Origin of the sequence: Longibacter sp. (assembly GCF_051155795.1) — a bacterium.
In the GTDB taxonomy this organism is placed as follows: domain Bacteria; phylum Bacteroidota; class Rhodothermia; order Rhodothermales; family Salinibacteraceae; genus Longibacter.
This window is the reverse complement of sequence record NZ_DAXETW010000124.1, coordinates 1-22,280: the sequence shown is the minus strand read 5'-3', so window position 1 is coordinate 22,280 and position 22,280 is coordinate 1. Positions and strand designations below refer to the sequence as shown.

General features: G+C 56.6%; 18 protein-coding genes. 17 read left to right on the top strand and 1 reads right to left on the bottom strand.

The features are described 5' to 3' along the window. Positions 1 to 86 precede the first annotated feature (86 nt). From ACFCU0_RS12815 to ACFCU0_RS12780, 8 genes are all read left to right on the top strand, one after another. Entirely contained in the window at positions 87 to 1,289 is a 1,203-nt protein-coding gene (locus ACFCU0_RS12815) for a Wzz/FepE/Etk N-terminal domain-containing protein (protein ID WP_434974072.1), read from the top strand. 138 nt (positions 1,290 to 1,427) lie between these two features. After that, positions 1,428 to 2,885 (top strand): oligosaccharide flippase family protein, encoded by a 1,458-nt coding sequence (locus ACFCU0_RS12810; protein WP_434974071.1) that lies wholly within the window; start codon positions 1,428 to 1,430, stop codon positions 2,883 to 2,885. Next, positions 2,882 to 3,742: a sulfotransferase domain-containing protein gene (locus tag ACFCU0_RS12805; RefSeq protein WP_434974070.1), complete on the top strand. Its 861-nt coding sequence runs from the start codon at positions 2,882 to 2,884 to the stop codon at positions 3,740 to 3,742. Before ACFCU0_RS12810 ends, ACFCU0_RS12805 begins: the two co-directional genes overlap by 4 nt. Continuing rightward, positions 3,739 to 4,647, top strand: a complete 909-nt coding sequence (locus ACFCU0_RS12800; protein WP_434974069.1) for an FkbM family methyltransferase — start codon at positions 3,739 to 3,741, stop codon at positions 4,645 to 4,647. Before ACFCU0_RS12805 ends, ACFCU0_RS12800 begins: the two co-directional genes overlap by 4 nt. Before the next feature lie 70 nt (positions 4,648 to 4,717). Continuing rightward, entirely contained in the window at positions 4,718 to 5,689 is a 972-nt protein-coding gene (locus ACFCU0_RS12795) for a polysaccharide deacetylase family protein (RefSeq protein WP_434974068.1), read from the top strand. An 81-nt stretch (positions 5,690 to 5,770) separates the two neighbouring features. After that, complete coding sequence (locus ACFCU0_RS12790) at positions 5,771 to 6,667, top strand: hypothetical protein (RefSeq protein WP_434974067.1); 897 nt, start codon at positions 5,771 to 5,773, stop codon at positions 6,665 to 6,667. A 138-nt stretch (positions 6,668 to 6,805) separates the two neighbouring features. Then, the gene (locus ACFCU0_RS12785) at positions 6,806 to 7,981 is read left to right on the top strand and encodes a glycoside hydrolase family 88/105 protein (RefSeq protein WP_434974066.1); all 1,176 of its coding nucleotides are present in this window, start codon (positions 6,806 to 6,808) and stop codon (positions 7,979 to 7,981) included. Positions 7,982 to 8,284: 303 nt separating this feature from the next. Continuing rightward, complete coding sequence (locus ACFCU0_RS12780) at positions 8,285 to 9,388, top strand: sulfotransferase (protein ID WP_434974065.1); 1,104 nt, start codon at positions 8,285 to 8,287, stop codon at positions 9,386 to 9,388. Positions 9,389 to 9,556: 168 nt separating this feature from the next. Here ACFCU0_RS12780 and ACFCU0_RS12775 read toward each other — a convergent pair whose 3' ends face one another. Beyond that, positions 9,557 to 10,972, bottom strand: a complete 1,416-nt coding sequence (locus tag ACFCU0_RS12775; RefSeq protein ID WP_434974076.1) for an FG-GAP-like repeat-containing protein — start codon at positions 10,970 to 10,972, stop codon at positions 9,557 to 9,559. Positions 10,973 to 11,373: 401 nt separating this feature from the next. Here ACFCU0_RS12775 and ACFCU0_RS12770 point away from each other — a divergent pair, with 401 nt between their 5' ends. From ACFCU0_RS12770 to ACFCU0_RS12730, 9 genes are all read left to right on the top strand, one after another. Beyond that, positions 11,374 to 12,498 carry a glycosyltransferase gene (locus ACFCU0_RS12770; protein WP_434974064.1) on the top strand — a complete coding sequence of 375 codons (1,125 nt, stop codon included), beginning with the start codon at positions 11,374 to 11,376 and terminating at the stop codon, positions 12,496 to 12,498. A 76-nt stretch (positions 12,499 to 12,574) separates the two neighbouring features. Beyond that, a complete protein-coding gene (locus ACFCU0_RS12765; protein ID WP_434974063.1) occupies positions 12,575 to 13,810 on the top strand; it encodes an O-antigen ligase family protein in 1,236 nt (411 codons plus the stop codon). A gap of 79 nt (positions 13,811 to 13,889) precedes the next feature. Beyond that, on the top strand, positions 13,890 to 15,008 hold the full coding sequence (locus ACFCU0_RS12760) for a glycosyltransferase family 4 protein (RefSeq protein WP_434974062.1): 1,119 nt from the start codon (positions 13,890 to 13,892) through the stop codon (positions 15,006 to 15,008). After that, positions 14,989 to 16,239 (top strand): hypothetical protein, encoded by a 1,251-nt coding sequence (locus ACFCU0_RS12755; protein ID WP_434974061.1) that lies wholly within the window; start codon positions 14,989 to 14,991, stop codon positions 16,237 to 16,239. Before ACFCU0_RS12760 ends, ACFCU0_RS12755 begins: the two co-directional genes overlap by 20 nt. 139 nt (positions 16,240 to 16,378) lie before the next feature. Further along, entirely contained in the window at positions 16,379 to 17,239 is an 861-nt protein-coding gene (locus ACFCU0_RS12750; protein WP_434974060.1) for a glycosyltransferase, read from the top strand. Between the two features lie 140 nt (positions 17,240 to 17,379). Further along, positions 17,380 to 18,363 (top strand): NAD-dependent epimerase/dehydratase family protein, encoded by a 984-nt coding sequence (locus ACFCU0_RS12745; RefSeq protein ID WP_434974059.1) that lies wholly within the window; start codon positions 17,380 to 17,382, stop codon positions 18,361 to 18,363. A 64-nt stretch (positions 18,364 to 18,427) separates the two neighbouring features. Beyond that, a complete protein-coding gene (locus ACFCU0_RS12740; RefSeq protein ID WP_434974058.1) occupies positions 18,428 to 19,411 on the top strand; it encodes an NAD-dependent epimerase/dehydratase family protein in 984 nt (327 codons plus the stop codon). Positions 19,412 to 19,478: 67 nt separating this feature from the next. Next, positions 19,479 to 20,459, top strand: coding sequence for an NAD-dependent epimerase/dehydratase family protein (locus ACFCU0_RS12735; protein WP_434974057.1), 981 nt, complete (start codon positions 19,479 to 19,481; stop codon positions 20,457 to 20,459). A 478-nt stretch (positions 20,460 to 20,937) separates the two neighbouring features. Beyond that, a partial coding sequence (locus ACFCU0_RS12730) for a glycosyltransferase family 4 protein (protein WP_434974056.1) occupies positions 20,938 to 22,280 on the top strand: 1,343 nt, incomplete at its 3' end.

Below are 22,280 nucleotides of genomic sequence, written 5' to 3'. Positions count from 1 at the left end.
AGTTTTTCCTTCATTGATCTTCTTCTCCCGGCATCGCAATGAGCCCACAATCAAATCACTCTGGTGAACGCCCATCTTCCTCTTCGATGAACGGAGAAACCGACCGATCGGCCGCTCGCGATGAGAATGAGGTGTCGCTTCTCGATCTCATTCTTGTTCTCGTACGGAACCGAACATTGATCACCTGGACGGTGGCAGCGTTTGTCTTTGTGGGCGTTGCGTACGTCGTTCTGTCGACGGATCAATATACCTCCAGCGCGACCGTCGTCCGCGAGCAGGTCGAGTCGTCCCCGTCGGTTCTCTCCGGGGGGGTATCGACGTTGCGTGGTCTTGGGATCAACCTGGGGGCGGCGAGCAGCGGTCTATCGCCATCTGCGTATCTTGATGTCCTTCGGAGCCGCGAGGTCCGTCATGCAGTCGTTGAGGAGACCTATACATTTCCCGATGTCGAGCGCCCAATGACGTTTGTTGAATACGTCAACCGGCCTCCCGGAGCCTTGGAAACGGTCTTAAAATACACGCTTGAGCTTCCGTGGACTGTCGTCGGTGCGCTTCGTGGTTCACCGGACGACACGACAGCGGCCGTAGACCTGGAGGGTGACGTGGTCCTCAGCAAAGAAGAGCATGAGGCGATCAAGGCGGTCAGCGAAATGTTGTCCGCCTCCGTCAACCCGGAGAGCGGATTGATGACCATATCGGTAACTGCCATGGGTCCCGATCTGTCGGCCGACCTGGCTCGAAGCTTCGTGCAGCACCTCACCTCCCGTGTTCGCACGCTACGAACCGAAAAGATTCGACAGCAACTCTCGTTCGCCGAAGAACGCTTCAACCAGGTAGAGTCGGAATTGAAGCAAGCGGAAGATCGGCTCGCCCAGTTCTTAGAGCGAAACCAGAACCCGACGACCGCCACTCTCCGCTTCCAGCGCGATCGGCTGCAGCAGCAGGTTAGTTTCAAAGAACAGCTATACAGCGAACTTCAGAGTCAGGTCACGCAGACAAGGTTTAACTTGCAGCGGCAACAGCCTGTGGTGACAGTTGTTGAGCATCCGGTCGCTCCAACAAAGCGAAGCGCCCCGCGAACGGGGTTCATTCTCGTTCTGTCTCTTCTTGCCGGGAGTATATTCGGCGTCCTCGGCGCGCTTCTGAACACCTACTTCCAGACGGCCGAGGACGGCGACAGCGAGCGGGAAAAACTGACTGAGATCAAACAGTCTCTTGAACTGCCCTCTTGGATTACCACGAGGGTACCGTTTCTAGACAAACCCTCGACGGGCCCAAAAGAGAACTAATGTTGCGGTGATGAAGGAGGAAAGCGGTGTATCAGTGGAGTGACGTCCGCAGATCAGAGCGGATAGACTGTCAGGGTCCATCAACGAGATGGTAACCCGTTCATGGTGTCTCGATGATTGAGTAGGTTCCGGGTATGTATGGCCATAGATGAAAAAATCGCTACGTACCTGAAGAGTTCGGGCGCTGGCCTTATTTCGCAGGCGGTCACGAATCTGTGCGGGTTCGCTGCCATCTGGGTGCTCAACCGGATCTTGCTGGCCGAAGGATACGGGGACTACGAGTTCGCACTCGCGCTGACCAGTATGCTTCTGATTCTGGGTTCGGGCGGGCTGCAATACGTAGCCATGTATCGGATCTCACGCATCGATGCAGAACCGGGGGTGTTAGCGGGAAAAAGCGTGGCGGGAGCTCTGCTGGGATGGAGTTTGCTATTAAGCATCGGAACGGCTGTCGGTGTCGCCTACATCGCACCCTCGATCGCCGCTCTCACGGGCAAGCCTGAACTGTCTTTCTGGATCGCCACGCTGGCGTTCCTTATTCCAATACGGGTATCGACGGAGATCTACCGAAACTGGTACCGCGGACGCCAGCTCGTGGCAGAATCGCTTTACTATGGACAGATGGCGCCAGCGCTTTCGCGCACGCTCGGTCTGGTCGCAGCCTGGGTGTTTTGGAGTACGCCGGAAGGAGTGGTTGTGGCGGTTGTCGTTGGAGAATTGATTCCCCTGTTGGGGTGGTACGTGACAACGCCCCTGAACCCGTTTAGCGTAAAGGGCGTGCTGTCGGTTTGGGACCTGAAGTACGCACTTAAGCTCATGTTTACACGAAGCCTGAGCCTGAGTGTGAAGCGGTCGGACATCCTCATGATGGGAGCCATTGCGACGAGCGCTGCAACCGCGGGATACGTCGTGGCTGCGCGGCTCTCAATCACGCTACTCATCGCCCACCAGTTGATGAACCTCATCCTCACGCCGCGAATTGGGAAATTTCTCAGCCAGGATGACGGGTCCTCAATCGTCGAAGAATATCATCAAAGTCGTATTGTCGCTTTTACCTTCTCGCTCGTCGGCGGGATCGCGCTCGTGGTCTTTGGCGAAACGGTGCTCGGTTGGTTTGGCGAGTATACGACGGCGTACCCGATACTGCTTACTCTCGTTGCCACCTACGTCATGCACGTGAGCTTTGGTATGAGCGGAGGCTATTTGAACATTGCGGGGTACGCAGGATGGACGCTCGTGACGACGGCCTCGGTATTACTGATAAACGTTGGGCTTAATTACGTCTTGATTCCAGTGATGGGCGGGAAGGGCGCTGCGCTTGCGATGCTCATTTCTTTCCTGTGTACGAACCTCTTTGCCGTCTATTTGATCAGGCGGATTGACCAGCGAGAGACCTACTCGTGGTGGCTTGCCGGAAGCACGGCGATAGCTATCTCGAGCCTTCTTCTTGCGGCGAATCATGTGGTTCCCGCGTGGACGGCAGCGGCTGTACTGGCCTCTGTGATTGCCGTCGTCGTCGTAAAAGAATACCCGTTTTTTGAATCGCTGGCGGGGTCGCTCGCCCGTCTCTTTCAAGACATGCGCGTACAACAATGAGACCGGTTGATCTCTTCCACATAGGGCCGCAGAAGACTGCTACGACATGGGTGCATCGATGCCTAAACGAGCACCCGGAGATCTTTGCTCCGACATCTCATGCTATTCACTACTACGACATTCATTATCATCGGGGACCGAAGTGGTATAAGGAGTTCTACCGTGGTGCCAGTGACGAGCAGATCCTCCTGGATCCGACGATGACCTACATTCGCTCCACCTGGGCGCCCCGGCGGATACGCACCGATAGCCCGAAGGCAAAACTCATCGTGTGCCTTCGTAACCCGATCGATCGTGCCTACTCGCACTACTGGCACGAGAAGAAAAAAGGGAAGATCGCGTTCGAATTCGCAGAGGTTCTCGAAAGCTACGATCTCTACGCGAATTGGATGGAGCCTGGCTTTTACGCGGAGCACATCCAGCGGTACCTAAGATACTTCGACCGCGAGCAGTTGCTGTGTGTGAGATTTGATACGCTCGTGGATGATGAAGAGGCGTTCCTGCGAGATATCTTTCGTTTTGCGGGCGTTGATTCGTCGTTCCGCCCATCCTGGCTCCACAAGAAGTCCAACGAAGCGGGCGGGCGGCGCACGATTACGAACCGAGTGTGGAATCGGATGAAGAAGATGGCCGTCCAGTCGAACCTCGAAGACACGGCACGTGCCTTGCGTCTCGACGACGTTGCGCAGCGACTGGAAGACGCTCCGGTCATAGGATCGGTTCTTCAGAATCGAGCGGAATACGAGCGGGGCATTCCGGCTTCTCTACGAGCCGATCTTCTTCAGCTCTGTGAGCCGGAGATTCGTCGTCTCGAACGGCTTCTCGATATCGACCTGGCAATTTGGCGAAGGACATGACCATGAACTCAGCCAACCTCGGGCGTTTCTCCCGGAAGGCATACAGATTCGTTCGGTCCGCCCTGACCACCTGGAAGCGTGAGCTCGTCATCAGGAGGGAGGGACTCGAATTGACGTTCGCGACCCGGTCTCCTGTGGCGAAACGTTGGTTCTACCCGAGATATGCAAGCGGTCGCAGGCTTCATGAGCCCCCGGTAGCGCGATTGATTGCTTCGCGTCTCAACCCATCATCGATTTTTTACGACGTTGGAGCCAACCTCGGGTTCTTCACCGTCCTTGCCGCAAACGTTTGTAACGGCTCTCAAGGGGGCGTGCACGCGTTCGAGATGGATCCCGACCTGATTCCACTCGTTCGCGCGTCTGTCGATAAGAATCCAACGGCAGGCCCGGTGTGCCTAACATGTGTGGCATGTTCGGATGAAGTGGGTGGGTTCGCGCGCTTTAGGGCTGATCAGGAAAGCAACCCGTCCACCAACCGGCTTCGCCCGTCCTCGCTCGCGGACCGGACCGGTCTTGCGCTCCAAATACCCACTACAACGATCGATCACTACTGGGAGCAGACGGGTGCAACGCCGAACCTGATCAAGATGGATATCGAGGGAGCCGAAGCGATAGCTGTCCCTCATATGACGAATCTCGTGGAGTCGCACGCGCCGGAGATCATTTTAGAGGTTCATCCGATAAAGATCGAGACGTTTGGCGTAGATCCGCTACAGATCGTCGATCACCTTCTCGCAGCGGGAGGGTATACACTCTTCGAGATCGGTGAGTATCGTACGCACCGCGCTTCTCCGGAGGATGCCCTCACCCCTTTCCAATCCTCTCGGATGAGTCGGACGGAGCCAACCGTTCTCTTTTTTTCTCGAGACGAGACGCTATCGGAGGCGATCGCTGTCCAGGATTAGAACTTGCTCCGGTCAATAGATCTGTCGGAAAAAGAGCAGCCCATGAACGCGTAGATCTTCTTTTCCGGAAATGGTCAAAGATGTCTGCGCGGGTCTCAGGCGTCGGATTCACCCGTACCCGGTACTGCCGGGCTTCCGGCACACCGCTGATTTAGATGACAAGGGCTTAAGGAACGGAATGGTCGAAGTCTGCATGCTCCATCACGTCTTGCCGGACGACAGGGTACGACTAGGCCCGAAGGAGGATCACTCGGTAACACCACATCAACTACGCTCCTATCTCACAAAACGGAAGAGCTGGACTTCCCTCTCGCCGGCAGAGATGCCTCGTCGTCGTCGCGATGGCGCCGGCTATCTCCTAACGTTTGACGACGGCTATCGAAACAATCTCACCAATGCTCTGCCGGTCCTTGAGGAATATGATGCGCCGGCGCTAATCTTCGTTACGACCGGGTTTATCGATGGAGACATCTACCCGTACGAACTGGAACTTGCCGAGGTGATTCGTTCCCGCCGTACGCTACACGTGCCCGAGAAGACGCGCGAAACGGAGGAAGACCTCATCGAGATCGCGACGCTAAAATCGAAAGAGGCTTTGTATCAAACGCTTCGTAAGCCGTTGAAACCCGTTTCTCATTCGCAGCGGGAGGCGTACATGAACCGTCTGGCCGATGCCAACGGCTACGACCGCGAACACTTCCAGACCGTACCGTTTCTGTCTTGGGAAGAGATCGCCTCTCTCGACCGCCACCCGTTGATTACCATCGGCGCCCACACGCACGAGCATCCCGTGCTCACGCGTCGACTTCCTTGGCCGGCGTTTCAAGAGATGTCGATGTCGAAGCAGAGACTAGAAGACGTTCTAGGACACAAGGTTCATCATTTTTCGTATCCCTACGGGCGATCCAATCGGCTCATAAAATCCTTGGCGCGGTTGAGTGGTTTCGAGTGGGCGTTTACGACGGATGCCAAACGCGTTTCCAGCTTCAAGGGTTGTGACCCGTTCGCCGTGCCGCGAATCGACATCCGGCAGCTCGTGTAAGCGGCGCCTGAGCGACGAGTCTTGCACCGGTTTTATCTTCAGCCATCGTTCGTACACTACCGAACTGCACCTTCCAACCTTTTGCGCGTTCTTATTGGCACCCTGTACACAGGAGAAAATGAGTTTGAGCAGTGCATGCAGTCGATCCGCGATCAGACGCACGAAGACTGGGAGCACGTTGTCTACAAGCATCTGCCCAACAAAGAGGCACACGACCGACTGTATCGCACGTTCATGGATCGTACCGGATTCGACCTCTACGTGAAGCTGGATGCCGACATGGTCTTCCGGTCACCAGAATCTTTGGAGACGCTCGTCGACCTCTTCCGAGAGGAGCCGGACCTGGATCACGCGATCCTGGCGGTTCATGACTGGGCGTCCGGGACGCTCATAATGGGGCTCCATGCGTTTAGTGACCGCGCGGAGTGGACGGCGAGTAACGAGAACCTGTTCGTGGATCACAGTCCTGAGGTCCCGGGAAAGCGGCTATCGACGAAAGAGCCCCCTGCGCCCATCGTCGATCACAGCCCCAATCCGTCTCCCTTTCAGGCGTTTCGGTTTGGCGTACATCGAGCCTTGAAAGTCGTGCAGCGAGATCGTGGCAAACTCGATCTTTTCCGGTCACGGATGCAATGGACCCTTCTCGGCAACATTTGGGATCGTTTCAGGGAAACGGGTATTCGACGGCTCGGTCTCGTCGTGCTCGGTGCGGAAACGGTCCTGGAGAACAGCGTACAGAGGACGAGTTACGCGACGTCAAACGATCATCTCAGGACTCGATTCGAGCGCGAGTACGAGCAGATGCCGGTCGATAAAATGAGTGCACAATTGTCTCCGCAGTGGGGTAGTCGGCGCCGTCGTGAGGCTCGGTATATTCGTACGATTGGTGTAGGACGCTTATTCTGTTCCGGTGCCGTCGACATCCCACGGCGCATTGCATCGAACCTGTATCATTCCATTCGTCGCGACACACTATAGGATCAGCGTGTGTCGGTGTTCACGTCGTCACGTGTGTTGCCGCTGCTTCCTATTTTTGCTTCTTCCGAGCGGCCACGGAGCGGTCGATGTCCACTCTTGTGGCTCTCGCCATGTTCAACCATCTTGATTCCCTGCCTCATGGCTTTCCGACTTGTAACGTCACTCTGCCTTGTTGCCGGACTGTTCTGGCTCGGGTGCGACAGTGGTGGACTCCAGCCGCCAGATTCTGCCCCGTCCGACGCCCCACCACTTTCCAACCTGACCTGCAACCGTCCGCAATCGGAGACGGTGCCCCTGCAGGACATCGACCCTGATGAGGTCGTGGACGTCATGCAGCGCGTTCGCCAGTTTCATACGAGACATATTCTTGTATACACCCCGCGCGATCGCTACAATAAGTGGATCGACTGTGCAATGTATACGGGATTGACTGCAGCCTACCGCGCCACGGGCGACGAAGTCTATCTCGACTCGACGCAGGCGTGGGCCGAGCGGGTCGACTGGCAACTCGGGCCCCGGGAGACCCATGCCGACGACCATTGCGTGGGTCAAGTGTATCTTGAAATGCATCAAGAGCGGCCCGACGTTGCCGACATCCAGCCGACGCTGACAGGAATGCGCGCGGTTGTGGACCGCGGAGAGGACGGCGCCAAGATCTGGGACTGGGTGGATGCACTCTACATGGCACCACCCGTGCTTTCACGTATGTCAGCGATCACCGGGTCCAGCCGGCCAATGGATTTCATGGCACATCGTTTTCAGCAGGCGTCGCTTCCGCTTTACGACGTATCGTACGGACTGTACTACCGGGATCTACGATTCATCGACCAAGAAAGTCCCAATGGGGAAAAGGTGTTCTGGTCGCGCGGCAATGGGTGGGTATTCGCCGGAATTGCGCGTGTCCTTCAGGATATCCCCGAAGACCATGAGACGCGACCCTGGTTTGAGAATCGGTTCCAAGAAATGGCGGAGGCGATAGCATGTACACAGCAACCGAGTGGATTCTGGCGTCCGAGCATGATCGACGCTGCGGCCTATCCTCAACCCGAAACGAGCGGAACGGGCTTCTTTACGTATGCACTGGCATGGGGGATCAACGAGGGGCTGCTATCGCGGGACACGTACGGACCCGTCGTCAGCCGAGCTTGGAAGGGAATGGTTCGTGAATCCGTGAATGAGGAGGGACGCGTCGGTTGGGTACAGCAACCCGGTGACCGGCCCGCATCGGTCGACAGAGCTCATGCTGAACCGTACGGAGCGGGTGCTTTTTTACTGGCGGGCAGCCAGATGAAACTGCTTGTTGAAGCACAGTAGACCCGCACAGCTTTTCTTCCGAGATCGTCCGCGTTTCTCGTTGCCCGTTTCATGGTCGCGCGTTCTATCGTGGTGGGAGTTACTCTTACGCTGGGCTCAGGACGATGACAGAGACGACGTAGCCACGCTTTCAACGCTGGGCGACCGGTGAAGCAACATGCCTTTTGAGAAACCGGTCGGTAGTATCGGCTACGTGAGGATCACGATCACGAGGACTCGATCCCTTCGATCCTGAATGGACAAGCGTCGGAATGGCTCACACCGTGCAGGGCAGGTGCTAATTGTTGAACCACCCTGCCATTCATGCTGGCGGTGCGTTCGCCGCCCCGCGCGCTCATTGAACGCCGTTTCGTGTGCCTTGAACCATCGGGACATTCGAGGTTGGAATCCTATCGTTCAGATGAGGCGCTATTCCTATCTCACGCGTCTGCAGGCTGGACTCATCACCTCTTTCACGACGATAAACGTTTTACCCCTATGAAAAGTGTTATCTATATTATGGGCCGAGGTCATAGTGGAAGTACGGTCCTGGACTGTCTATTAGACAACGCTCCCGGCGTTCAAGGGATCGGTGAATCCGTGGTGGGTCTCACCGAAGAATTTCGGCCCTCGCTGAACCATCAACGCGAGCAACGGAAAACGAAGTTTTGGAATGACGTGAGGGCAAGCGTCGAAGCGAAAAGAAATGATACGGCATGGGAGGAAACGGTTGAGGCGTACAAGAGCCAGGCGCACATATCCAACTTCTTTAAGACTCTCAAAGAGGGGTGCACGGCTGGTACCAATCGGGCTACAATTCAGGCCATCCGGCGAATTTACAACTCAGTGAAAGAGGTTTCGGGTGAGCGGGTCATTGTCGATTCCTCCAAAGAGATCACCCGGGGGCTGCTCATGGCAAAATGTGTGGAGGAAGCTGTTGTCATTCACCTCGTCCGAGATCCGAGAGCCGTTCTAGCCTCCGATATGGAGCGGATCTACAAAAATGGAAAGTTTCGCTTCCTTCGGAATAGCTACGATACGAACCGAGCCAAACCCCTGTTCGCCCTGCTCACCTGTCTGAACTGGGTAATCGGCAATACTCTCTGCGAGATCGTCAAAGCGAAATACCCAGAAAAAACGATCACAGTCCGATATGAAAGCTTAAAGAGTGATCCTGAATGCACGCTTGAGCGAATCGCATCCGAAGTCCCCATCGATTTTGACGGGGTGTATCGAAAGATCCAAAATGAAGTGCCGATGAGTACCGGCATCGGACTTTCGGGAAATCGAATGCGCCGAGGGAACGACGAATTCGTATTCGAAACGGGGCGCAGAAATCGTGAGCTTCCATATTTCTACAAAAAGTTTTGCTCTCTAATCACGTATCCCCTGAGAAAGACGTATGGATACGTTAACGGGGGGCGTTGATGAGTTGGAGTTCAATCCTCGGCAATCCGTGTGGTGTGGCGTGATGGCTTGTCGATCGTTTACCCACCAGCGGTTCTACTCGTAGGAACGCCAATCTCCACCCCGAGTGACGCGTAGGCACCAAATCGGGATCGTGAACCGATTACCTGATTCAGTCTTGCGATCGATTCATGGATTGGTGGTGTTCATCACGAACAGATTCATCGGTACTCCGTCAGGGAGCGAATAGCGACCCTCTGATCCCTCGTTCCACCCAACGCCCACCAGTAAGGCTTCTTCGGTCGCATCGGTGATGACGCAGAGTCGATAGTCGTTCCAGCGGTGCCAGTAGAGGGGGGCTCCATCGATTTCCATCACCTGGAGAGAGCACTGCTTGTCCCCGGTTTCGCTGATTGAGCCTGTAGCGATCTCCAGTTGCCCGTCTTCGTCCCAGTCGATGAGTCGTGTGGTCTGCATGGACGCATGGTAGCCAAGTTGGGAGGCCCAGCGGGGATTCAAGTCTTGGTCGTAAAGAACCGTTTTTGCTTCAGAGTCCCGGATGTTCTGGGCGAGCAGATGAGGCCCCTCCGGCGTCGGAACCAACGTCAGGTCCTGCAGGTGCCCCCCGAGGGGTCCACGGACTCGCCGGAGCTCGAGGCGTTCTCCACTGCTTGACGCAACGCCAATTGCGTGAATCCCATCCGTGTAGATGATCTCGTCCCCCGGATGCTCATCCGTCCAATTTCCGAAAACGATCTGGTCGGGATGTCCTGCATTCTCCATCGGTATCGCGAATCGGATCGTCCCTTTTCGGTCGAATGCGAGGACCTTCCTTTGCCCAATCGCAAACACCTCGGAAAACCCATCACCGTCAACGTCGTGGACCCACGTTCGGTGGCCATTCGAGTTCGTTGAGTCGTACTGATCAGCCGTCCATGATATCGAGCCATCCGCTTGAAGAACCACCACCGACGGGTTCTGAATCTGATTAATCCGAGGGCGACTTCGCGGTCCCCATTCAACATCGGTTCCGACGGTTAGAGCGACCTCACGGCCGGGATCGTCCGTAATGTTGCCAACCGAAGACGCCAGGTCCGGATTGTTGATGTGATAGGGAAGCTGTCGCCTCCACTGCAGAGAACCGTTTTCTGCATTGATGCAGAGGACGTGACCGTCGTACGTGACAATCAGAATCTCGAGTTGCCCGTCCTCATCGAGGTCCGCGACCACGAGGTCACTGGCTTGGGGGTGGTGGGAAGCAGGGAGTATGAAGGGGCTGACCCAGAGGGTCGATCCCGTTTCAGAATTCAAGGCCCGAACCTGGTTCTCATTCAGGGTACGCGTAATGATTTCTCGGCGACCATCCTGGTTTATGTCGACAAACTGGGCGTTACGCGTAAATTCGGTTTCACCGTATAAGGACGTGAGATTATGATGGTGCTCAATTGAACCGCCCGTGTTTCCACACTCCGAGTCGGGAATACTTGACGTCGGATGCCACCGGATGAAGGGAATGCCGGCGATAGAGTCGACGTTCGAGGACACTGAGCGGGCGAAGCAGTTCTCGGGCTCCGCGGTGAAAGGGGACGAGCATCCAAGCAGCATCACAGCCAGGAGCACGCAGATGCCCATCAGAGGTGTTCGGATGGACTGGAGATACCGCAAGCCTTCGACGATGACCGGGCCTACCATCAAATAGTTGGGTGAGAAATTCAAAGACTGTGGTTGATCGTCTTGCAGGATGCTCGTTACTTCACGGGTAGCCTAATCGCGTTTAATATAACGGTCCCTCCAGCAATTCTCAGGGGCTCATCGGATGGTGTCGAAATCATAAAGGGAGTCGGTTGCCTCAATGTATAGAATTGAGGATCTTCCGCAAGCCTGAGGAAATCCGATCGGCTCGCTGTTGTCCCCCTGGAAGCGTTCGCGGTGTCGTACGACGTACCCGTCCGGATCGAGTGTCCGTTTACCGTTCCATTTCCTCCAGTATTAGTAGCAACGTCTGAATGAACGTAGGTCTCGTACTGCCATACCTGAAGGCAGGTGGCACCGAGCGGCAGGCCCGGTACATCGCCCGCCACCTGCAAGCATCGGGGCATCAGGTTACGTTTATCGTTTCCGAGGCCACAGGTGCGTTTGCGGGCGAGGTCCAAGCAGAGACGATTTCGCTCGATCTCCCGTTTCGAAAAGCAACCGCCCCTGCCTTTGTCTTTCGACTCGTCCGGACGGTGCGGGATCGTCAGTTTGATGTACTACTAAGCCGGGCCTGGAACACCAACATGGTGACAGCGATCGCCGGCCTCCTCAGTCGGACGCCCTACGTGTTGTTTCTTTCCGGGCCCACGGAGAGGCGTCAGCAGTCTCGCATCCGACTGGCCATCGAAGGCTTCCTGCTTCGGCGCGCGTCGAAGATCATCTCTGTTTCAAGCGCTGCACGGAAAAACTGTATTCGAGCCTATGACCTCCCTCAGTCTCTGATTCAGGTTATTCACAATGGGATTCGAATCGACGAGATTCAAACCCAGGCCGACAAATCGTCCGACGATGTGGCACGAATTCCCTCCGGCGTATTCAGTGTAGCGTTCGTAGGACGAATCAACCATCGCAAAGGGCTCGACATCCTCCTTCGTTCGCTTTCTCAACTTCGCAGATCCAGGGACGGGGGCCAGAGCGACAGTAGCTCTGAGATTCATGCGTGGGTTGTTGGAGGCGGGGACCCCCAACCGTATCGAGCGATGGTTGAAGAGTTTGGTCTGGAAGGCCAGGTTCACTTCCTTGGAGAAAAGGAAAATCCGTTTCCGGTGATGCATCGATCCGACGTGTTCGTTCTGCCTTCCCGAAGTGAGGGGTTTCCCAATGTATTGCTCGAGGCGATGGCACTCGGTCGGCCTGTCCTTGCGGCCGATTGCGAAACCGGTCCGAACGAAATCATCGATGGAGATAATGGACGGCTCTTTCCCGTTGAAGACCACGACGCTCTCGCAGACCTTCTGCTCGAAATGCGAGAAAATCCGGCTATAGCAGAAGAACTCGGGCAACGGGCACGGGATACGGTTCGCAAGAACTTTGGTCTGCAATCTCAGCTATCTAAGATTCGGCGTGTTGTCGAATCGGCAGCGACATCCGTGTAGAACGCAAGCGAGTCCTCCATCGACGCGGACTGTGCAGAATCCGGAGGGCCCCTGCTGCTGCAAGCATTTTCGAGATATGGAGAACAAACTAGACTGGCTTGTTGCGGGATCAATCGGTATGCTCGCGGGCGCGGCGTTTTTACGTGCGCAGCTGGATGTTGGCATCTCTTCGTACGTCCTTCCCGTCGTGATACTGATGGGGACGGCAGGGCTTCGACTGACCGTGTTCCGGCAACGGATTCCCAGAGTTGTCGGGCACTACGCTGCCACATGGGCGGCCTTGATCGGGTGGTTAATGATCTCCGCACTCTGGACCCAGCCGGGCATTGATTCACAAGGGGAGGTTCTTCTCCTCACGGGAATCTTGGCCACCATTTTGGCTGCACTGTTCTCCCTGACACCCTCTACGTTTCCGAAGTTGGTCGTCGTCTTGATGACGGTGGGCGTGCTGGTAGCCGGATTTGTCGTTTTCGGATATGCACAAGCCGGGAGCTTGCGCGGGTACGGGGCCATCATTGCGGAGAACTATCTTGTCACGGCACGTGTGCTGGGTTTAGGCACTGTTGCTGCTTGTCTATCGCTCTTTGTCCGGAGTAAGCGTCCATTCTATCATTGGCTGCTCGCGCTCCTTCTTTTGGTCGCCCTGGCAGGAGCTCTAGCCCGTGGTGCGCTTCTGTCCACCCTGGGGATTTTGCTTCTGTCAGGCCTTTTTCTGTCGACACGCATGACGGTTGGTCGACGCACCATCTGGACGTGGCTGCTTAGTCGAATGAAAAAGCTTTCTCTCGGGCTTGGGGTTTTTGCGCTTATCGGCGCTATCGTCGTCGCAGCATTACAGGTCGAGCGCACGGCGCAGCGCCTCCGGCGGTTGATTTCCGGGAGTGAGTTGCAAACCGGAGGTCGAGGATCGCTCTGGATGACATCGATTGAAAATATTACGGACGCCCCCACCTTGGGATATGGACTTGGATCATCTGGGATCATGGCGGGAGGGCATGAGGGGTACTATCCCCATAATTTGCTTCTTCAGGTGTGGTTGGATGGTGGTGTCATTGCGTTCGTTTTGCTTCTGGGACTCATCGTCTTTCCATTCGCGCTCGCCCTCTGGAGACTCGCACAGGGACGACTTGCCTCGACGAATCGGTGGATCATTTACCTCGGACTCTTTCTCTTTCTCGTTCTCGAATACTCGAAATCCATCGACTTCTATTCGGGGCGCCTGCTCGCTGTGCTAGGAATCGTTGCCGTGTGGGCTGTATGGTGGTACGCACGACCCGGAGACGCCGCGTCGAAATCTCGTCGCGTTCTATAGTGCCGGGCCCACCTCGCTCCGATCTGTTCAGAATCTCGTCCCCCTTCGCTACAGGCGCTTGCGTGTCTCCGATTTGCCGATGAACGTTCTTTATCGAATTCCCTATCCTCGATTTTTCAGCCAGCACGACTCCGTTGGTGGGCACATCACACACAGCCTCGGGATTGTGCAGGGCATGGTCCGACAAGGTCACACCGTAACCGTACTTGCCCATGAAGGGGAATCGTTCTTTAATGAGGTCGGAGCAGGGTTCGTCCGGGTGAACGGAGCGGGGAGAGGGTTTTTTGGACGGCAGCGGTGGCTGTGGCGGTTTTTTCGCGAATCCAAGCGGTTGCTCTCCGGTGGTCAGTACGACTTCTCGTACACGCGCTACTCAGCAAGCGCAACCCCGCACCTCTGGTCGGCACTACGGAGGGAGACGACGCCGAATGTGATCGAGATTAACACGATCGGCGCTCAGCAACTCGGACTTCTCAAGCCGATCGACAAGCGAATCATCCAGCTCGCAACGGTTCCTGTCGTGATCTCGGAATCGCTGCGGCAGTGGGTCCATCGTAACGTCAGCGCCGAGGCGGCCTCCCGTGTCCAGGTCGTGCCGAATGGTGTTGCTCAAGAACGATTTCGGCCGATACACGATGGAGGGAAGGACCCGGTCTTCCGACTTGCTTTTGCTGGTCTCTTAAAGGAGAACTACGGGCTCGAGTGTGTCATCGCGGCCGCCGACAAGCTGGCCGATGAGCGAGTTTCTTTTCACATATTCGGCGCCGGTCCGGCGAAGGCGAGTTTGCATCGACAATCCGAGCGCGTCGACAACTTTGTGCTAGAGGGGGAAGTCCCGTTTTCGGATGTACCCGATCGACTGTGTGAAATGGACGCCCTCCTCTACACAACGAGTCCGCACTACTCCTACCAATCGCCAACGAAGCTCTTCGAGTACATGGCGGTAGGCCGGCCGATTGTTGCGGCGCGGACACCGCAAACCGCAGACATCCTCGAAGAGGGGAGACTGGGCCGACTATTCGACGTCGAATCGTCCGACGCGCTCGTCGATGCCGTCCGTGAGGTGCGCGACACATACGATGATGCTCTCCAGCGCGCCAGGCGTGCCCAGGACGTAGCGGAAAACCAGCACATGTGGACCTCCCGAGTTCAACAGATTCTTGAAGCTGTCAAACGCCATGGTTGCCCGCAGACTTGAGAAGGTTGTCTATGATGCGGTAAAAGACAACATCGTGCTCAAAAACTACCTCAAATGGGTGTATCAACGCATCGGGTCCGCCATGTCCGATTCGACAGTCGATACGCACCTCCAGCTAGTAAAGAGGCCAGGTACCTTTTTTGGCTTTCACGATAAAAGCCCATGGTCGCCGAGCGGAGAGTTTCTGTTGGGACACGGCATCCAGGGGTCCGATGTCGGAGATGGCTGGAGGCGGGGAGAACCGGTTATGGTGATGGTATTTGATGGGCCAGACTGGACAGATGCAATCCGTGTTGGAGAGACAACTGCATGGAACTGGCAGCAAGGCGCGCAGCTGCAATGGGTAGGGGATGGGGACCATGTCATCTACAACGACTTTAGCGAAGGAGCGTGTCGAGCGGTCGTCCACAATCTATCGACTCATCGCGACACGACCCTACAATACCCGGTCGCTGCGGTTAGCCCGGACGGGACCTGGATAGCGACCGTCTGTTTCAAGACGTTGGGACAGGCGATGGACGGGTACGGGTATGCCTTCCAAGAAACAGGAGCGGCTTCCAACATGCCGCCGGCAACACTCCTGGTGCAAAGGAGAAGCGGGGATGATTCAAATACCCTGCGGATCGAACTCGATGATCTACAGACCGATCTTGCCCCGAGTGCCGATGACGGTACCGACTTTTTCTCCCACTGTCTGTTCTCCCCGGACGGCTCGCGACTTCTTTTTCTGCGTCGACAGGCTCTGCCTAACCGACGGCTTCAAAGTGAACTGTTCTGCGTTTCGCTGCAAGACCGTTCGCTCCGACGCGTCGGATTTGACGATATGGTTTCGCATTTCTCGTGGGTTGGCTCCGATCAAGTCGTTGCCTTTGCAAACACCAAACGGGGAGGGGATGGCTTCTATCTCGTCGATTTAGAGACGGACAATATTGCTGATTGGAGTGAACGCCTGAACCGTCGCGATGGCCATCCTCATGCTACGCCGGACGGTGCGACGGTCGTGTTCGATACCTACCCTGACGCCAGGCGGCATCAACGCCTGTTCCTCTGGAATGATGGTGATGAAGAGGCGCAGCAGATCGCGAGAATTCCGTCGCCGATGAAATACTGGGATACGGATCGCGTCGATCTTCACCCACGAATTCGGCGCGACGGTGCGTATCTTGCGTTCGACGCAGGCTACAATGGAGTACGGTCACTGGTCACAGCCCGTCTTCCGCATCGTTCGTGACGGGCGATGCCCGGCCTCGGTCTCTGATCGGGAGAATCGTCGCAGTTGGCGCGGTTCATAGTGGGAAATGTCGACGCTGAAGGCAGATGGCTCAGGGAGGGACATCGTACTCAAACAACCACGTCAAGCTTCCGAACCCATGTCACTCAGCAGTTTCTCCGCGGTCGTGAGCGTCATCATTCCAGCCTACAACATGGGCGAGTACATCCGCGCCTGCATAGACTCAATCGTCCAGGGGGACTTCGAAAATCTGGAGGTGATCGTCGTCGACGATGGATCGACCGATCAGACGCAAGAGGTTGTCCGTGGCTACACCGATCCAAACCAACCTGCGTTCGACGACCGGGTAACCTACATCCGTCAGGAAAACCGGGGCAAGTCGCGAGCGGTGAATCGGGGTATCGAGCGGTCGTCCGGAAAGTACCTTACGTTTGTCGACGCGGATGACCAGCTTACGCCGCACAGCATCTCATCACGAGTGCAGGCGATCCATCGGACAGCACGAAGCAGGGCAGACCGGCAATCCGCGTCCCAGGATGTCGATCTTGTCATCGGCGCTTTTGAGGTCTTCGATGCGTCTACGACCTACGGTGTACGACCTGCTCCCTCCACAACATCGCCTAGTAAACTGCGCGACGGTTTCTACCTCCGATGGAAAACGCCCTTTCACCTGAATGCGTGTTTGATATCACGCGAATTAGTCGAAGAAGCCGGGCTTCTCGACGAATCCCTGCACCGATGCATTGATGGTGATTACGCGCTTCGAATTCTGGACGCGGCGAGGTCGATGCGGATAACTGATGCGGTGGTATATCGGTACCGAAAGCATCGAGCCGCCGCGCTCGAACGAATATCGTACCGCATCAAGACAGCCCGTTACCGACCTGGAGTAGTCTGGAAGAATTACGAGGGCTGGCGAAAGTGGGTTGCGGTTCCGTTCGGTCTGATGATGGACGGCGGTAAATTGGTCTACGAAATCATGGACAACTATCGGGCCTGAGGGCAACATCCACGGGTATCGATGCTTGAATGACCCGATTTCCATCACGCCTCGTTGACCTCGATACCACGGGTACGAAAAGGGCCCGATCGACCGAGGCGACATGTGCTCAATTCCGTTAGATAGGAGGAAGTAGCTTCATGGATATTCTAGTCACCGGTTCGTCTGGCTATATCGGGAGTAGACTCGTCCGGGTGCTCCGTGAGCAAGGGGTATCGGTGCGCGGTGTTGATCGGGTCCGAAGCGACCGCGAGCCGGATGAATTTGTCCATGGCGACTTATGTGACCCGTCGACGACCCGTCGTGCGGTAAAAGACGTCGACCGCATACTCCATCTTGCAGCGGCTAAAGGAGACTGGGGAATCTCGAAGGAAGAGTATTTTCAAGATAATGTTGAGGCGACACGTGTTCTGATCGAGGAGGGCACCCGGGAAGGGGTCAACGACTGGGTGTTCTACAGCACTGTATCTGTCCACGGTCCGAGCGACGAGGGGGTCGATGAAGGTGCTTCCTTCACGCCAATTGAATCCTACGGTGCGTCGAAAGCGGACGCGGAACGCCTCTTCTGGGAATATGCCGACGAGCATCCTGATGCGCGCGTTCTCATTATTCGACCCTCAGTCGTGTTCGGGCCGGAGAATCCGGATAGCACGAACATATACCGGTTAATGGAGGCGATCTATACGCGGCGGTTCGTCATGGTCGGTCCGGGAAATGCGATTAAATCGACGTCCTACATCACCAATTTGATCGAGGCGACACGGTTTTTGATGAAGCATCACACGGATGGAATAGAGGCATATATCTACGTAGACGAGCCTCCAATGACGACTGGGGAAATGGTCCGCATGATCTATGATATGCTCGGGCGTTCTCAGCCGTCGCTACGCATCCCTCTGTCCGTTGCCGCACCCATAGCGACCGTATCGGATTTGATTGCTAAGATTTCCGGCATCGATCTCCCCATTACATCGGCCCGGATCAAGAAGTTTAATCGATCGACGTACTTTGACGCGGAGGCTATTCGCGACGAAGGGTTTCGCCAACCCGTGGATATGCGTGAGGCCTTCCGTCGTACCCTGGAGTGGCACCTGGACGCCGTACACGACGAGTCTCTGCTGTAATGTCAGTGGAGACGAGCTGTGCCCATCCAACGGAATCGACTTCACTTTACTCTTCCTACCACCCATGCACGCCCTTGTCACTGGCGGCGCCGGCTTCATCGGCGGCCACCTCTGTCGTCGCCTCATTCGCGATGGTCATCGCGTCACGGCGATTGACAATTTCGATCCGTTTTACCCGAAAGCCATCAAGATGGAGGGGATCTCGGATCTGTCGCGTCGGCACTTCACGCTGATCGAGGCCGACATCTGCAATACCGACGCCCTCCTTCAGACGCTACATGCGGCAGAGGTCGAGGCGATCGTGCACCTCGCGGCTCGGGCGGGCGTTCGGCCGTCCATCGAGGCTCCGATGGCATACGAGCGCACCAACATTGCCGGCACGCAGTCGATGCTCGCGGTTGCTGAACAGCTTGGGATTGAGACGTTCATTTACGGTTCGTCATCGTCGGTCTACGGCAATACCGACGACGTGCCGTTTCAGGAAGAGCAGGACGTCGGGAAACCCATCTCTCCGTACGCTGCTACGAAGCGCGCCGGTGAGCTTCTCTGCCACACCTACCACCACCTGTACGACCTCACCGTGTACAGCCTGCGCTTCTTTACGGTCTACGGCCCCCGTCAGCGTCCCGATCTTGCCATTCACAAGTTTGCGCGCCAGCTACTTACTGGTCAGCAAATCACGATGTATGGCGACGGCTCCTCCCGACGCGATTACACGTATGTCGAAGATATCGTAGATGGAATCGTTCGGGCTCTCGATCGCGCTGATGCGGTCGAGGACAAGGAGTACGAAATCATGAACCTCGGCGGATCCGAGACGACGTCGTTAAAAGATTTAATCCATGGTATCGCATCCAGTCTCGACATTGAGCCGACGATCAAGCAGTTGCCCACGCAACCCGGCGACGTGAAGCAAACATACGCGGACATCTCCAAGGCGCGTCGTCTCCTCGGTTACAGTCCGGATACGTCTATCGAAGACGGGTTGCAAAAATTTGCCAAATGGGTTCACGCGTATTACGAAGATCGCCCGGTCCTGGACGTGTAGCTGTCGCATTACGGCCCGTCTGGAAAAGACACCGCGCTCGCAATTTGTCTATTCTCACGATTAGATTATGACTATCCTCATCACCGGGGGCGCCGGATTCATCGGCAGCCACCTTGCCGACGTCCTGCTCGACGCCGGCCACACGGTTCACGCGTACGACAATCTGTCAACAGGGCGTCGAGAGAATATTGCGCACCTGGAGGACCATGACCGGTTCTCGCTTACGATCGGCAACGTACTGGACCGGCACACGCTGGAGCAGGGCATTCGCGAGGCCGACGTGGTCGTCCACCTGGCAGCGGCTGTCGGGGTGAAGCGCGTCATGGAGAAACCCGTCGAGACGATCAAAACCAATGTAGGGGGCACGGAGAACGTCCTCGAGCTTGCCGACTATCATGGCACGAAGGTCGCGATCGCTTCGACGTCGGAGGTGTATGGAAAGGCGATGCAGAAGGATGATGACTTGGATGCTCTGAGCGAAACGGATGACTGGACGCTCGGCACCACGGAGAAGCGCCGCTGGGCCTACGCCTGCTCGAAGGCCATGGACGAGTTCCTGGCGAAGGCATACGCCGATGAGCACGGGCTGGATGTGATCTCGCTTCGGTTCTTTAACACGGTCGGCCCGCGCCAGAGTGGCCGATACGGGATGGTGATCCCGAACTTCGTTCGCCAGGCACGAGCAGGGGAAGACATCCGCGTCTTCGGCGATGGCAAGCAAACACGCTGCTTTACGCACGTCTACGATGCTGTCGAGGCGGTTCAGCGACTCATTGACACAGAAAAGGAGATCCGAGGCGAGGTCTTTAACATCGGGTCCCATCACGAGATCTCCATCAACGAACTCGCAGAGCGGGTTCGCGATCTGACAGGTTCATCATCGGATATCGTCCACGTCCCTTATGAGGATGTCTACGGTCCGGGCTTCGAAGACATGCGCCGCCGCACGCCCAACGTGACCAAGCTCAAGGAGACCATCGGTTTCGTGCCGGAGCGGGACACGGATGAGATTCTGAAGGACGTGATTGGGGCAACGACCCCAGCCTGATGGTCATTTAACTCAACGTATACAATCTATGGAGGCATTCGGATCGCTTCTTGTTCGATTTGAATAAATGTGATTATTAAAGCAGGTCACCGACCTGCACCTCTCGTTACGTACTGGTCACTCGTAGCGGCTCAATTGTTACCAAGATGGCGGTCTGCTGATAGCCGCTTGAATCAACGCGATGTCGGTGACCCTCCATTTGCTTTCTTGACCCGGTAGATCTCCTCCGGCGCAACCGGGGGATCGGGCGGTTAACGCGCCCCCCGCTCTCGGGATTATGATTCGCCTACCTATGAAGTATCATCTTTTGTACGGTAAGTATGATAAAAAGGTGAAAGCGACAAGGTTGAATTAAGGATGGTGGGTTTTGGATCCATCACACCGCACTTTACAGTCATTGGTTTTACTCTCCTACCGATACGTAGCGGTACCAGGCCGCTGAACCCGTAGCAAACGCTTTTCTTCGATCCACTCCCACATGCTCGACGTCACTCACATTCTTGCCAGCCAGCCCCTGAGTGGCCTCATCGCGTTCTTTGCCGTGGTCGGACTGACGCCGGTCGTCATCCGGCTGGCACGATCGATGGGGTGGGTGGCGCATCCGCAAGAAGACCGGTGGCATGTGTCGGCAACCGCCCTCATGGGTGGCATCGCTATTTTTCTCGGGGGCAGCCTCTCCGTGTTTCTTACAACGCCGTCGTCGAGCGTCGGGCTCATCTGGTTGGGTGCGACGCTCATGTTCGTCACCGGGCTGGTCGACGATATCTGGGAGATCCGTCCCGCGGCGAAACTCGCGACGCAGGTAATGGCGACGAGCTTGCTGCTGTACGCAGGCTACTCCTTCGGTCACGACTGGGCGCTGTGGGTCTCGCTTCCGTTGACGCTCATCTGGGTTGTCGGCATCACCAACGCGATCAACTTGCTCGACAACATGGACGGGCTGTCCGCGGGAGTCGCGGGTATCGCCGCCGGAGTGATGGTCGTCTACGCTGCCATGGCGGATAGCACGCTGGCCGTGGCGGTCGGGACGCCCGTTGTCGGCGCCGCCTTCGGCTTTCTGGTGTACAACTTCAAGCCAGCCCGGATCTTTATGGGGGACTGCGGCAGCCTCTTCCTGGGGTACATCGTCGCAGCTCTCGGGCTAATCATTCAGACGGAGTCGGTCTCCGCAGGACCCGTTGCCGTGTCGCTTGTGCCGCTTGCGGTGCTCGCCGTCCCGATTTTCGATACGACGCTGGTCACGTTCGTTCGGAAGCTGTCCGGTCGGCCCATCTCCCAGGGGGGACGTGACCACTCATCCCACCGGCTTGTCTTTCTCGGCCTGTCGGAGCGCCACGCGGTTCTGATGCTCTACGGCCTCAGCCTTCTGTCCGGAGTCGCCGCGCTTACCGCACTCTACGTCGGGGACCGGCTCTTCTTCGCGCTGACGGGGATCGTCGGGGTCGTCCTCGTCGTCCTCGGGATTCAACTTGCCCGTGCGGAAGTCTACGAGGATGTGTCCGGAGACGGTGCACCACGGACTGGTTTTCGGCCGCTTCGTGCCCTGCACAACCTGATGGGCCATCACTGGAAGGCCCTGTTCGGGATTCTGGCAGATGCGGTGCTCGTCGGTGCGACATTCGTCATCGCCCACTCGCTTCGGTTCGATTCCGGCGTGCCCGCTCCGCATGCGGAGCAGATGATTCAGATCCTTCCATTTGTGGTAAGCCTGAAAATCGCGTTATTCTACGCGTTTGGCCTGTACCGTGGAATCTGGCGATATGCCGGCACGCCGGAACTCGTTCGTACCGGTCTCGCGACCCTCACAGCGTCCGGTGCCAC